This window comes from Bifidobacterium sp. ESL0827, assembly GCF_052606685.1.
The window spans coordinates 1,835,348-1,848,746 of record NZ_CP199597.1; the positions used below are offsets into that span (position 1 = coordinate 1,835,348).

Here is a 13,399-nt window from a genome sequence, read left to right on the forward strand (position 1 = left end):
CCGACCGATCCTATTCGACACCATAGCAGGAGGGACCGCAACGTCTTTCCCCTGTTATTGCCCTCCGACCACTCATCAAAATCTGTGCCGGACCCGCAGACGCAACCGCAGGCCCCTCCTCATCTGGGCCTGGAGGCAGCGATGCGGCTGGCCTGATCCGCCAGGGAGTCCAGACGCTCCAGTTCGCTCCGGTTTTTCTGGTCCATGGCAGCCTTCATCTGGGCAAAGGTGTCCTGGCCGTACCGCCTTTCGGCTGCACCCTCGATAAGGAAGTCCGTGATGGCCGGATTCTTCGGCAGCAGCGACCCGTGCATGTAGGTGCCGATGACCTTCTTCCATCGGGCCCCCTCGGTGTGGTCCTTGCCATTGTTGCCGCGGCCATCCTCGGTCACCATGCCCAGAGGACGGGCCCCCTCCCCCAGGTAGGTCAGGCCCGAATGGTTCTCGTAGCCGACCACCCTGCCGAAGTCCTCTGCCTGCTCCATCAGGTTGCCTATCATCCGCTCGGGCTTGGCAACGGTATGCACGTCAAGGATGCCGACCCCCTCCAGGCGCTCATGGTCGGAGGTCTCGAAATAATGGCCGAAGAGCTGATAGAGCCCGCAGATCATCAGCATGGGCACATCCTGGTCGGCCAGATCATGTAGAAGCCCGCCCCGCTCCCGCAGGTCGTCGATGATCCGTTCCTGGCCATGGTCCTGGCCGCCGCCACCCAGAACCATGTCGATCCGCTCCGGCCAGGCATCACCGGGATCGTAATAGCGGACCGTGGGACGGAATCCGTACAGCTCGGCCCTGCGGGTCACGCTGAGTATGTTGCCCGAATCCCCATAGATGTTCATGTCACGGTGGTAGAGGGAGAGGATCTGCAGTGGCGGATGGTCTCCCACGGCCTTGGTCTTATCCTGCGGCTGCGGCATTCCTGCGCTCCTTTTGGTTCGCTCGCTCATGCGCCCACCCCGGCATCGTCCACGCTTGTGACCCTGCCGAGGGCGGACCGGAGCCGGAGCATCGACGTGTAAGTGCAGTAGATTCGCTTGGGTCGGCCTGGGTGCACCTCAAGAAAGGCTGTCAGCGCCCGATCCAGGTCGGTCTCGATCGCATCCGTGGGCACCTGGTCATAGGCCAGGCGCAGGGCCATGTCGTAGGCCCGGGTGCCGGAGACCATGGCCACACCGGTATCCCTGAGCGAGGTGAAGTCCACATCCCAGAGCCAGCTCATGTCACGCCCGTCCGCATACTCGTCGCGGATGGCGATCATGGTGTCCTGCCCGGCAGGGTCGAAGGAGGACAGGGCCAGACGGAAGCCCATGGGGTTCTTGACCAGGACCAGCTCAACCGGCGCGCCCTGGTAGGTGATGACCTCCCCGCGGCCGAAGGCGGGCGTGACCTCGGACAGGGCATCCATGAGTGCTGCATCATCAGGCTCCCTGTCCTCCAGAACGACCCTCACCAACGCCAAGGCGGCGGCCGCATTGTAGAGGTTGTAGACGCCCTCCAGACGCAGGTCGGTCTCCAGAAGCCGCCCGTCCAGGCGGAAGGCGGCCCGGTGGTCCATGACCCGTTCCAGGGTCACCTCGGCCGGCAGCCGGTGACCGGGGCGAATCGGGCGGGAGGTGCTGGCCGCACCGGCACCATCGGCACCCCGATCCGAGGCATGCATGTCGTCATCAGTGGGGAAATAGCTCAGCAGATCGTCTGACAGACCGAAGTAGGCCACGCCGGTCCGGGCCGGCGTCTGGGCGGCCAACCTGGCGATGCGCGGATCCTCACGGTTGAGGACCACCGTGCCCGTGGTGGCCTGGGCCACCTGACCCAGCAGCCGGGCAGTAGTATCGATTTCCCCAAACCGGTCCAGCTGGTCACGCATGACATTGAGCAGGAGGGCATAGCGGGGCTTGACCTGCCGCACAAAGTGGACCGCATAGGCCTCGTCCAACTCCAGGACGGCAATATCGGCATGCAGCCGGCCGGAGAGCCCCAGAGTGGAAACCAAGGCCGAGACCACGCCACGGGTGAAGTTGGACCCGGTCGGATTGGTGAAGACCTTGAGGCCCAGGGATTCCAGCATGGAAGCGACCATTCGGGTGGTGGTGGTCTTGCCGTTGGTCCCCGAGACCAGGACCACACCACGGGGCAGCCCCGACAGGGTCCTGGCCAGAAAGCCCGGGTCGATCCGCTCCACCACCTTGCCAGGCAGGGCCGAACCGCCGTGATGGGACAGACGCGAAACGAGGCGCACCGCCTTGCCGACCAGAAGGGCCAGGAGGGAGCGCCAACGTTGCCAGTTCATATTAGGCCTCCTCCCGTTGATTGCTGCAAGTCTCCATGTTTGCGTCAGTACGAGTGAGGAATACGAAGTTTCCACAACCAAAACTCATAGAATAACCTTTCGCAGGGCGACATACGAGAAGCGCACTGATCACAATCTTCGGAGGCCATAGACTTGATTCTACAAAGGACACGTGTCCTAGTACGAGCCCTCGGTCGGCGAGAGTCATATTAATTCAGGTTGTCGGACGATACGCGCTTCTGAGTCGGGCTCTAACGACTTCCCCACCAAGCATTCTGCATCTTCCTGGCCATCCCCACCACATCCGGGTCTTATTGCTGTGGTGCGCGTGCCGTGGTCCCCCGTAGGACCAAGGCGGGAGTCATTAATGAATGGGGTTCCTGGAGATGCTCTCCACGCATTAATATCAAGGCCTTAGTAGCTGCGTCTCTAGACATCTCTATTGGATTCTGATGGATCGTTGTTAAGTTCACAGCAGAAGCCACGTTGGTGTCGTCGAAGCCGATCACCGACATTTCCTCGGGAATGCGTATCCCGAAGTGCCGCAATTCGGCAACTAGGCTGATGGCGAAGTCATCTGACTCCACACATATGGCTGTCGGGCGAGCCTCTGCAGCCAACAGACGAGCCACCGCAGAGGAAACAGCCACATCCTGTGTGTAGTAGTCACTGAATTTACCCATATCGAAACGCTGAGCATCTTCGCCAACAAAACCCTGCTGATGAGCAGCCTCCATGAAATCATCAGCCCGTAACTGAGAAGTAAAATGAAAATCTCCCGGAGCCGGCTGCTCCACAAAAGCGATGCGTCGATGCCCAAGCTGCTTCAGGAGCCCGACTGCCTCCCGCATAGCACGTTTGTCATCCAAGAGAACGGAGGCATCAAATCCCGTCAGGTTGCCCGAATCAAGCCCGACCGTGGGTATGGTCAACTGACCAAGGATTTCGGATTCCACTTGTCCTAGGTTAATAGAAGTAACTATGATGGCGTCCACGTTTCCATCTGCGGGAAGACGCTCAAAAAAGGTATTGAGCTGTTCGTGGGTACGCACTGTGTTGGGAACAACATCGTACTTGTTGCGGACTAGGACATCGTAAGCTCCTTGGAGCACAGATGAGTCAAACCATGTATTGAGGGCATTTGCAAAAACAATCGAAACCCTCATGGTTTTACCGCTTGCCAACGATGAAGCATTCCTGGCAAAGGAGAACCGCAGACGCCTAGCCGCATCCTGCACCCTCGCACGGGTCCGACCGTCCACCTTATCCAGACCACGAAGCGCACGCGAAACTGTGGAATCTGAGACACCTGCCTCAACAGCGACATCGTGCAAGGTGACCCTAGACATTTCATAACCTTTCCAGCAAGGACAGTACATCCCTCTCACAGTATATCGGAGCAAATCCTAGAAGCACACTCATAATTTGACTTTTTAATGCAAGCGCTATTATTCTTAGGAAGCAATAATCCCCTTCGAAGAATGCACGGGATTATAAGGCACAATGATGTAATACAGCAACTAATTGATCAGTGAGGATACTGAAGTTATGCAAGAAAATAACACTAATAATAAAAACGCTTTTACTAGAGCTGACCTCTGGTGGAAACAAGCGGTGATCTACCAGATTTACCCCCGCAGCTTTAAGGACTCTACAGGCTCAGGCCTGGGTGACATCAATGGGGTCACCAGTAAGATGGACTACTTAAAGGAACTGGGAGTCGATGCCATCTGGTTATCCCCCTTCTATCCCTCCGAACTGGCAGACGGCGGATATGACGTAGAAGACTACAGGAACGTTGACCCAAGGCTGGGGACCATGGACGATTTTGACATGCTGACCCAAGCGGCACATAGCAGAGGCATTAAGGTGATGGTCGACATCGTTCCCAACCACTCCTCCCATCTTCATCCTTGGTTCCAGGAAGCTCTTCACTCTGCCCCAGGGTCAGCAGCAAGGGATCGATACATCTTCCGCGACGGCAAGGGAAAACATGGCGAGTTGCCTCCAAGCAATTGGGTAGGTAACTTCGGGGACCCCGCATGGACCAGGGTCCCAGACGGTCAGTGGTATCTGCATCTGTTCACAGAACAACAACCTGACTTCAACTGGGACAATCCGGAAGTGCGCAACGACTTCATTAAGACGCTGACTTTCTGGTGTGACCACGGCACCGATGGATTCCGTATCGACGTAGCCAACGGCTTGGCCAAGGACCTCGACCGAGACGATCTAGATGACTATGACTTAGACTCCATGAATGTAACAGTAGATGATGGCACCCACCCCGTTTACGACCGTGACGAGGTCCACGAGATCTATCGCGAGTGGCGCAGCAAAGTTTTCAACAAGTACACGCCGGCACGTTTTGCCGTGGGCGAGGCTTGGGTTCCAGCCAACCGTCAATATCTCTACGCCCGCCAGGACGAACTCGGTCAGGTCTTCAACTTCGAATTCGCCAAATGCAACTGGCTCCGTGACGAAATGCACTTAGCCATCGAGGACGGAATAGCGTCCGCTGCGCGGACCGAAGGATCTACCTCGACCTGGGTGATGAGCAATCACGATATTCCCCGAAACGCCACGCGCTACGCCCTCCCTCAGGTCAAATCCGATAATGGCCAATACCATACCATTGCCAAGGACTGGCTTCTGCGTGACGGAACAACATATCACGAGGATCGAGACCTGGGATTGAAGCGGGCCAGAGCGGCCATCATGATGGAAATGGCCCTACCTGGTTCGGCCTACGTCTACCAGGGAGAAGAACTAGGCCTCTTCGATGTTGCTGATATCCCGTGGGACAAACTCGAGGACCCCTCGGCCTTCAGTGCCAAGGAATCCATGGCCAGGAAAGGCAGGGACGGAGCTCGCGTCCCCCTGCCCTGGATCGGCAAGGACAAGCATTCCTTCGGGTTCTCACCCGAGAGAAAGCCTGACGGCCAGACCTCTGAGAAGCCCCATCTGCCCCAGCCGGATTGGTTCGCCCAACACGCAGTTGATGTGGAAGAGGCTAACTCCGACTCCATGCTTTCCTTCTACCGGCAGGTAATCAGGCTCCGTCACGAGAACCAGACAGACGATACCGGCATTACCTGGTTGGAAGACTACGACAAGGCTTCTAATAGACATGATGGCGCTAACGGATACCCTGGCGGTTCAATCGCCTACCGCCGCGCTAATGGGTGGGCCAACGTCACGAATTTCAGTGAAGAGCCTCTAACGCTGCCTCACGGCAGGATTCTTCTGACTTCTGAACCACTCACAGCAGACGGTCGGCTTCCACAAGACGCCTCCGCTTGGATCAAGCTTGACTAGGCAAAGAAGGCAACGCATCATGTCAACATCCAAGCCAGCAACAGATCCGACAGCTAAAGCGACTCCAGAGTCTGGTTCAGCATCGAATCAACCCGCGAAGAAAGGTAAGGCGGAATCGCTACGCTATGTGGTAGGCCTCTTCATCTACAACCTTCTGGTCTACATAGGATTCAATGGAGCGGTTGCGGTCCTTCTTCCCCAACGTCTCAAAGACATCGGGGTAGCCAACCCCTCTGCCCTCTTGGGCACTATCAGCGGGGTTGGAGCCGTTCTCTCCATGTTCATCAACGTCTTTATCGGAAGTATGTCCGACAGGACGCGTTCACGATTTGGGCGACGAACACCGTGGATCGTTGCGGGCGCCGTAGTTGATGGCGTCTGCTTCTATGCAGTTGGCTTACCAAAGAGCGGGTCAATGGTGGGAATCATCTATTGCATCTCACTCATCGGTCTGAACATGATGACCGCACCAATCACCGCCGTCCTCTCGGACCGTGTCCCTGAAAAAGACCGCGGAACAGCAGCAGCCGCCTTTGGCGGAGGCGCAGTCATCGGCCAAGGCATAGGAACCCTCATGGATTCGGCTTTCATCAATCACACCCAAGTCGGATTCTTAGTGGCAGGCATTGCTCTTCTTCTTGCCGGATGGATTCCCATGGCAGTCATTCCACGCGAGGCCTCCAACAAGGATATCCCCAAGACGGCCGAGCCCGTCTGGAAAGTTCTAGTCCACGCCTTCACGCCACCGACTAAGGGAGCATCAGATTTTTGGAAGGCTTTCATATGCCGTACCGGCCTGCTGATCGCTTACCAGATGATCACAGCCTACCAGCTTTATATCCTTGAGGATCGCATCGGCCAGACCAAGGCACAGGCAGGGTCCGTCATCGCCACTATGTCCATGATCACCATGGTGGTTTCCCTGATAGCGACCTTCTCGTCAGGGCCCATATCCGATATGATCAAACGGCGCAAACCACCCATCATATTCGCTTGCGCCCTCTATGCTATCGGCATCGCTCTGGCATGGGCCATCCCCACTCCCACTGGAATGCTGCTTTTCGCAGGCGTAGCCGGCTTCGGGTACGGCATGTATTCCGCTATAGATCAAGCACTCAATGTTGACGTCCTGCCCAACAAGGAGAACGCAGGCAAGGACCTGGGCTTCATCAACATAGCTACTTGCGCAGGGCAAGCTATCGGTTCGGTCTTCACGTCGACCATAGTCACCGTCAGCGGAGGCTACAACTTGGTCTTCCCGGTTGCCATCACCATGACGATCTTTTCGGCCATCGCAGCCGTCATGATCAAGAAAGTGAGGTAGAGAATCTTCCAGTCGGATTCCGGTATCAGACCCCTCCCTGCTGGTAGTCCTGGGGCATGTCCTTGAACTTGGACTTCTCGCCCAGGAAGGCCAGCTTGAAGGTATCGGTGGGGCCGTTGCGGTGCTTGGCCAGGATGATGTCGGCCTCGCCCGGGCGGTCCTCCTTGTCGTAGAAGTCCGGCCGGTGGACCAGGAAGACCACGTCGGCATCCTGCTCGATGGATCCCGACTCGCGCAGGTCGGAGAGCATGGGTTTCTTGTCGTTGCGCATCTCGGGACCGCGGTTGAGCTGGCTCAACGCCACCACCGGAACCTCCAGCTCCTTGGCCAGCAGCTTCAGGGCGCGCGAGAAGTCGGAGACCTCCTGCTGGCGGGATTCGACCCGCTTGCCCGAGGTCATCAGCTGCAGGTAGTCGATGACCACCAGCTTCAGGTCGTTGGTCTGCTTGAGCCGGCGGCACTTGGCGCGGATCTCCATCAGGCTCATGTTGGGCGAATCGTCCAGGAAGAGCGGGGCGTCCTGGAGTCTGCTCCAGAAGGTGTTCAGGGTGTTCCAGCGCTCAGGGGTAATGTCGTCCGCCCGGCGCAGGGCCACCAAGGGGATATCGGTCTCGGCCGAAATGATGCGCTGGGCCAGCTCGGTCTTGCTCATCTCCAGGGAGAAAACCACCGTGGTCATATTGTTATGGAGGGCTGCGGCGCGGGCGAAGTCGATACCCAGGGTGGACTTGCCCATGGCCGGGCGGCCGGCCACCACGATCATCTGCCCGGGCTGCAGGCCCTGGGTCACATCGTCGATGCTCTTGAAGCCGGTGGGTACACCCCGCTCCATATCGCCGTTCTGCAGCTTGTCCAGCTGGTCCAGGGTGTCGTGGACGACCGGCCCGATGGCCTCGTAATCCTGGCGGACCCTGCCCACGCTCATCTCGTAGACCTCGGCCTGGGCCAGATTGACGATGTCCTCGGCCTGGGAGCCCTCGGCCGAGTAGCCCAGCTGGGCGATCTTGGTGCCAGCCGCGATCACATTGCGCAGGATGGCCCGCTGGTGGACGATTTGGGCATAGTAGGTGGCGTTGGCGGCTGTTGGGACCGAGGCCACCAGGGAGTGCAGATAGTCGGTGCCCCCCACTTTTTCCAGGTCGCCGGACTTGAGCAGTTCGTTGGCCACCAGGACCGCATCCACCGGCTGGGAGGCCGAGAAGAGGGTGACGATGGCCTCGTAGATGGTCTGGTGCTTGGGCTGGTAGAAGTCGGATATCTCGATCATCTGGCTGACCTCGCCGATGGCATCCTTGCTCATGAGCATGCCGCCCAGCACGGCCATCTCCGCATCGTCGTCATGCGGGGGCACCCGGTCGAAAAGCATGTCGCGGCCGGTCTGGGCATGATCGGTGGGACGCTGTTCGGGATGGGTGTAGTCGGTATAGTCGTCGGAAGCCATAGCCACGATTCTACGAAGAGGACCATCCTTGAAAGCCCTAAGAAACAGATTTCACCCAAGGCATTCACTAGGACGCGCCGACCGTACTGGACGGGGTACAAGGCTGCTCATGCATGTGTACAGAAAAATAAGTTATCCACATTCAAGGCGTGTCCTAGAGGACATGTGTGCAACTTATCCACCTCATGGGTATAACTCTGTGCAAAACTTGGGGACAGCCTGCCACATCATCAATCCGGCTTGCACTCAAGGCTGTTTGGTGATACGGCATCCACGACAGGGCGTCCACGGACTGGCTTTCCTGGATTGTGTCTTCAGTCCAGAGCATTAGCATGGCGTCCATGCGCAGCCACAGGAACATCTCCGAAACCAAGACCACATCAATCACGCCGGAAGAGCGGCGGACGACCTACCGGACCATTGCCGGACTGGCCATACCCACCTTCGGCCAGCTGATCGCATCACCGCTCTTCGTCATGATCGACACCGCCATCGTGGGCCACATCAGCGACTCGGCCCTGGCCGGGCTCTCCATCGGATCCACTGTGGTGCTGACCACTGTGGGTCTGTGCATCTTCCTGGCCTACGGGACCACCTCCCAGGTGGCCCGGCTCATGGGCGCAGGCCGCCGCAGGGAGGGCATGCAGGCAGGCGTGGACGGCATGTGGCTGGCATTCGTCATCGGCCTGGTCGTCTGCGCCGTTCTCCTGGCTTTAAGCCGACCCATCTGCAGCCTGATGGGAGCCCGTGGGCCGGTCCTACAGGCGGCGCAGACCTACCTGAATGCCCTGGTCTTCGGCCTTCCGGCCATGCTCCTGGTCTACGCGGCCAACGGCATCTTCCGCGGACTTCAAAAGGTAAAGATCACCCTGGTGGCCGCCGTGTCGGGCGCCATCCTCAACACCGCCCTTGAGATTCTGCTGGTCTTCGGCCTGCACATGGACATTCTGGGCTCGGGCCTGGCCACGCTGATTGCCGAGTGGGCCATGGGGCTCTTTTTGACCATCCCCGCCCTGGCCTGGGCCCGTCAGGAAGGCGCCCAGCTGCGGCCCCGACTCTCAGGCATGGCGGCCAGCATGGGCGACGGTTTCCCGCTCTTCCTGCGAACCCTGGCCCTGCGGATCTGCCTCTTCATGACCGTGGTGGCTGCAGCCCACCTGGGTGAGCAGGTATTGGCTGCCTACCAGGGGGTCAACTCGGCCTGGAACTTCGGATTGAACATGCTGGATGCCGTGGGCATCGCCGGTCAGTCACTGGTGGCCACCGAGCTGGGCGCCAGACAGCGGGCGCGAGCGCGGGTCATGACCGACCTGTCAGCCAAGGCCGGCATGGCCATGGGAGTGCTGGTCGGGCTGGTCATGATCGCTTTGGGCCTCTTCGCTGCTCCGTTGTTCAGCCCAACGCCGGCCATCAGGTCTCTGATCACCGTAGGCATGATCGTCCAAGGGGTCTTCATGCCCGTCGCTGGATGGATGTGGGCCTTGGACGGAATTCTGATCGGAGCCGGGGATTATCGCTACCTGGCAGCCACCTGCTCCCTGACAGCTGTGATCTATGTAATCGGACTGCTGGGCATGACGGCTCTGGCCATGAACTGGACACCCACCTGGCGGATAGCCATGCTCTGGGCCGTTCTCAATGTCCTCTTCATCGGCGTCAGGGCCATCTGCAATGGCTTGAGAACGCGCACTGATGTCTGGATGGGGACGATAAGCCAGATCAAGGAAGCCTGAAGAGACATAGAAAAAGCAGGACCCCGACCGCTAGACCACGAAATTGGCCACAGCGGCGGGATCCTGCGAAACTGGTCAGTAGGAAGACGACCATACAGACGGCAGCAGGCGGCTGCCTCAGATGGCGTCGACGCCGGTCTCCCCGGTACGGACCCTGACCACCGAGTCCAGGGTCTGCACCCAGACCTTGCCGTCGCCCACGGTGTTGGTGGCGGCAGCTTGGACGATGGCGTTGACCAGCTCGTCGACCCGGCGATCCTCGGTCAGCACCTCCAGGCGCACCTTGGGAACCAGATCCACCTTGACAGTGCTGCCCCGGTAGACCTCCTTATGGCCGCCCTGCCGGCCATAGCCCTGGGCTGTCGAGACGGTCATGCCGTGCACGCCGACCTCGCTCAGGGCCTGTTTAATCTGATCCAGCCTTCCGGGCTGAATGATGGCGGTAATGAGTTTCATGCTGCCTTCCTTTCTGATCAGTTCAGAATGGACCCGAAGTCGTAGGCGCTCTCACCCTGATCGCTCTGATCGACGCCGATGACCTCCTGATCCCTGCTGACTCGCCAACCAATGGTCTTCTCCAGCGCAAAGGCGATCACACCGGTTACTGCAGCTGCGTAGATGATCGCAATCAGCGCCACCAGGAACTGAACCAGCAGCTGCCGGAAATTGCCGCCGGCCAGGAAGCCCGTGCCCGTACCGAAGAAGCCTATCAGCAGTGTGCCCAATAAACCACCCACTCCGTGGATGCCCACCACATCAAGGGAGTCGTCGTAGGCGAAACGGAACTTGAGCCCGCAGGCCAGGCAGCAGACGAAACCAGCCAAGAGGCCGATGACCATGGCCCAGAGCGGCGAAACCACGTCAGCCGCTGGAGTGATGGCCACCAGGCCGGCGACCATGCCGGATGCTGCACCCATGGCGGTGTAATGCCCGGTGCGGACCCGCTCAGTAAAGAGCCAGCCCAGGGTGGCGCCGCTGGCAGCTATGGTCGTGGAAACCCAGGCATATCCGGCCGTGCCGTTGGCGGCGAAGGCGGAACCGGCATTGAAACCGAACCAGCCGAACCAGAGCAGGAAGGCGCCCAGCATGACCATGGGCACATTGTGGGGACGTATGGACTCCTTGGGGAAGCCGATTCGTCTGCCGATGATGAGCACAATAACCAGGGCTGCCACTGCCGCGTTGATGTGGATAACCGTACCGCCTGCAAAGTCGTGCGCCTGGGCCCCGATGGCGTTGGAGATGGGTCCATCGGCAGCCAGCAGTCCGTGATTCCAGACCATGTGGGCCATGGGTGCATAATCCAAGGTGACCCAGAGGGCCACGAAGATCATCCAGGTGCTGATTCTGACTCGCTCGGCCAGGGCTCCCGAGATCAGCGCCACGCAGATCATGGCGAAGGCGGCCTGGAAGGCAATGTCCACCGTATGCGGGTAAGCGGCGTTCGCGGAATCGAGCGAGGTGAAGACCCCGTCCTTGGCCGTGACCGTGTCCTTGAGCAGGAAGCCGGTGATGGGGTCGCCGAAGACGCCTCCGATGTCCTTGCCGGCAAAGGAAATCGACCATCCCCAGAAGGCCCAGATAACCCCGGTCACGGCAATGGCCAGCGTGGACATCATCATCATGTTGAGCACGGCCTTGGCTCGGACCATACCCCCATAGAAGAAAGCCACCGCCGGAGTCATCAGGAAAACCATGGATGCCGCTACCAGCATCCAGGCAGCATTTCCAGAATCCATGCCTACACCTCTCTTTTCCCCATCCGGGCGGGCAGTCCCCAATAAAGAGGACTTTCCTCCGGACAGCCTACGTCAGATTCTCTTCCACTTCCCGATTCATCAAACAGGAAGAGGATGACGGTCAGGTCACCGCCGCATTACCTGCGGGTGACTATTGGATGACCACCGTATGACCAACCGGCCGGCTGGACTACTCGTCTCCCAGGATGCCGTCGACAAAGGACTCGGGATCGAAAACGGCCAGATCGTCGGGCCCCTCGCCCAGCCCGACCAGCTTGACGGGCACGCCCAGCTCCCGCTGGACAGATATGACAATGCCGCCCTTGGCCGAGCCGTCCAGCTTAGTCAGGACAATGCCTGTGACCCCAATGGCCTGAGCGAAGACCTTGGCCTGGATCATCCCGTTCTGCCCGGTAGTGGCATCCAGAACCAGCAGAACCTCGTCCACAGGCAGGTTCTTCTCGATCACCCGCCGGATCTTGCCCAGCTGATCCATCAGGTTGGCCTTGTTCTGCAGACGTCCGGCTGTGTCCACAATGAGGACATCTGCCTGATCATTTTTGGCCCGTTCTGCTGCTTCGAAGGCAACGGAGGCCGGGTCGGCGCCGTCGCGGTCGCTGCGGACCACGGGCACACCCACCTTGCCGCCCCAGGTCTCCAGCTGGTCAGCGGCGGCGGCACGGAAGGTATCGGCGGCACCCATGACCACCGACTTGCCATCGGCCACGAAGAGTCTAGCCAGCTTGCCCGCCGTGGTGGTCTTGCCCGTGCCGTTGACGCCCACCATGAGGATGACCGACGGCCTGTTGGCCTGAGGTCGGGCAGCCACCAGAGTTCGATCCATATCAGGGTCGACCAGATCGATCAGGCGCTGACGAAGGCCACGACGCACGGCTGCGGGGTCCTTCTGCCCTGTGATCCGGGCATCGTCGCGCAGCTGCTTCACCAGCTGTTCGCTGGCCTCAGCGCCCACGTCCGCCATGAGCAGGGTGTCTTCCACATCCTCCCAGTCAGACTCGCTCAGATGGTCCTTGGTCAGAATGGCAAAGAGGGCCTTGCCGAAGGGGTTGGGGCTCTTGGCCAGCCTGGCCTTGAGCCTGGTCATACGAGATGCGGATGCCTCCGGGTGAGCCAGCTCCTGCTGCGCTGACGGTGCTCCCTGGTCGGCCGAGGAAGACTGACTGGATGCCTCTGAATCGACTGAGCCGGCTGAGCCGGCTGAATCCGTAGAAACGTCCGGATTATGGGAGACGCTCGATACGGGAGAGGCAGATTGGACAGCTTGATCACCTGATGAAGCTGCTGGGGAGGCACCAGATTGGCCTTCAGCTTGACCCTCTGCTGCAGCCGTCGCCGATTTCGGGGACAAAGAAGGGTGGCCATTATCAGGCTCTTGCGCCCTGCCGGGGCGTGCGGAATCCCGCTGGGACCGGCGTTTGTGGACCGCCACCAGAATGCCGACCACCGCCAGCACCAGGACGATCAACACCGCGATAAGAATAAGGAGCTGCTGTGTTGTCATAGATACCAGCCTAAGGGCGAAAAGGGACA

Annotated in this window: 10 protein-coding genes and 1 pseudogene; 3 read left to right on the plus strand and 8 right to left on the minus strand. The window is 59.5% G+C overall.

The window, feature by feature from the left end:
- Positions 1 to 119: 119 nt before the first annotated feature.
- The 4 genes and pseudogenes from ACUIAI_RS07420 to ACUIAI_RS07435 form a co-directional block, all read right to left on the minus strand.
- On the minus strand, positions 120 to 920 hold the full coding sequence (locus ACUIAI_RS07420; protein WP_445342021.1) for a type 1 glutamine amidotransferase: 801 nt from the start codon (positions 918 to 920) through the stop codon (positions 120 to 122).
- Positions 921 to 946: 26 nt separating this feature from the next.
- Positions 947 to 2,293: a MurT ligase domain-containing protein gene (locus tag ACUIAI_RS07425; RefSeq protein WP_445342022.1), complete on the minus strand. Its 1,347-nt coding sequence runs from the start codon at positions 2,291 to 2,293 to the stop codon at positions 947 to 949.
- A gap of 311 nt (positions 2,294 to 2,604) precedes the next feature.
- Positions 2,605 to 3,477 (minus strand): LacI family DNA-binding transcriptional regulator, encoded by an 873-nt coding sequence (locus tag ACUIAI_RS07430; RefSeq protein ID WP_258334496.1) that lies wholly within the window; start codon positions 3,475 to 3,477, stop codon positions 2,605 to 2,607.
- A 36-nt stretch (positions 3,478 to 3,513) separates the two neighbouring features.
- Positions 3,514 to 3,672: pseudogene (locus ACUIAI_RS07435) on the minus strand (LacI family DNA-binding transcriptional regulator); the annotation flags it as partial.
- Positions 3,673 to 3,841: 169 nt separating this feature from the next.
- On the opposite strand from ACUIAI_RS07435, the gene ACUIAI_RS07440 reads away from it, so the two are divergent.
- A complete protein-coding gene (locus tag ACUIAI_RS07440; protein ID WP_110413547.1) occupies positions 3,842 to 5,611 on the plus strand; it encodes a glycoside hydrolase family 13 protein in 1,770 nt (589 codons plus the stop codon).
- Between the two features lie 19 nt (positions 5,612 to 5,630).
- Positions 5,631 to 6,935, plus strand: a complete 1,305-nt coding sequence (locus ACUIAI_RS07445) for an MFS transporter (RefSeq protein ID WP_110413548.1) — start codon at positions 5,631 to 5,633, stop codon at positions 6,933 to 6,935.
- Between the two features lie 25 nt (positions 6,936 to 6,960).
- Here the strand turns inward: ACUIAI_RS07445 and dnaB are convergent, their stop codons facing one another.
- Entirely contained in the window at positions 6,961 to 8,301 is a 1,341-nt protein-coding gene (gene dnaB / locus ACUIAI_RS07450) for a replicative DNA helicase (protein WP_445342845.1), read from the minus strand.
- Between the two features lie 416 nt (positions 8,302 to 8,717).
- Here dnaB and ACUIAI_RS07455 point away from each other — a divergent pair, with 416 nt between their 5' ends.
- Positions 8,718 to 10,109, plus strand: a complete 1,392-nt coding sequence (locus tag ACUIAI_RS07455; RefSeq protein WP_445342023.1) for an MATE family efflux transporter — start codon at positions 8,718 to 8,720, stop codon at positions 10,107 to 10,109.
- Positions 10,110 to 10,226: 117 nt separating this feature from the next.
- On the opposite strand, the gene ACUIAI_RS07460 is transcribed toward ACUIAI_RS07455, so the two are convergent.
- From ACUIAI_RS07460 to ftsY, 3 genes are all read right to left on the minus strand, one after another.
- The gene (locus ACUIAI_RS07460) at positions 10,227 to 10,565 is read right to left on the minus strand and encodes a P-II family nitrogen regulator (protein WP_445342024.1); all 339 of its coding nucleotides are present in this window, start codon (positions 10,563 to 10,565) and stop codon (positions 10,227 to 10,229) included.
- Between the two features lie 17 nt (positions 10,566 to 10,582).
- The gene (locus ACUIAI_RS07465) at positions 10,583 to 11,848 is read right to left on the minus strand and encodes an ammonium transporter (protein ID WP_445342025.1); all 1,266 of its coding nucleotides are present in this window, start codon (positions 11,846 to 11,848) and stop codon (positions 10,583 to 10,585) included.
- A gap of 190 nt (positions 11,849 to 12,038) precedes the next feature.
- Positions 12,039 to 13,370, minus strand: a complete 1,332-nt coding sequence (gene ftsY / locus ACUIAI_RS07470) for a signal recognition particle-docking protein FtsY (RefSeq protein WP_445342026.1) — start codon at positions 13,368 to 13,370, stop codon at positions 12,039 to 12,041.
- Positions 13,371 to 13,399: the final 29 nt, after the last annotated feature.

What these genes read in the sequence shown, in the direction of transcription:
- ACUIAI_RS07455 (WP_445342023.1), top strand. Translation starts at nt 8,718, where the DNA reads ATGCGCAGCCACAGGAACATCTCCGAAACCAAGACCACATCAATCACG.
- ACUIAI_RS07420 (WP_445342021.1), bottom strand. Translation starts at nt 920, where the DNA reads ATGCCGCAGCCGCAGGATAAGACCAAGGCCGTGGGAGACCATCCGCCA.
- ACUIAI_RS07465 (WP_445342025.1), bottom strand. Translation starts at nt 11,848, where the DNA reads ATGGATTCTGGAAATGCTGCCTGGATGCTGGTAGCGGCATCCATGGTT.
- ACUIAI_RS07425 (WP_445342022.1), bottom strand. Translation starts at nt 2,293, where the DNA reads ATGAACTGGCAACGTTGGCGCTCCCTCCTGGCCCTTCTGGTCGGCAAG.
- dnaB (WP_445342845.1), bottom strand. Translation starts at nt 8,301, where the DNA reads ATGCTTTTCGACCGGGTGCCCCCGCATGACGACGATGCGGAGATGGCC.
- ACUIAI_RS07440 (WP_110413547.1), top strand. Translation starts at nt 3,842, where the DNA reads ATGCAAGAAAATAACACTAATAATAAAAACGCTTTTACTAGAGCTGAC.
- ACUIAI_RS07445 (WP_110413548.1), top strand. Translation starts at nt 5,631, where the DNA reads ATGTCAACATCCAAGCCAGCAACAGATCCGACAGCTAAAGCGACTCCA.
- ftsY (WP_445342026.1), bottom strand. Translation starts at nt 13,370, where the DNA reads ATGACAACACAGCAGCTCCTTATTCTTATCGCGGTGTTGATCGTCCTG.
- ACUIAI_RS07460 (WP_445342024.1), bottom strand. Translation starts at nt 10,565, where the DNA reads ATGAAACTCATTACCGCCATCATTCAGCCCGGAAGGCTGGATCAGATT.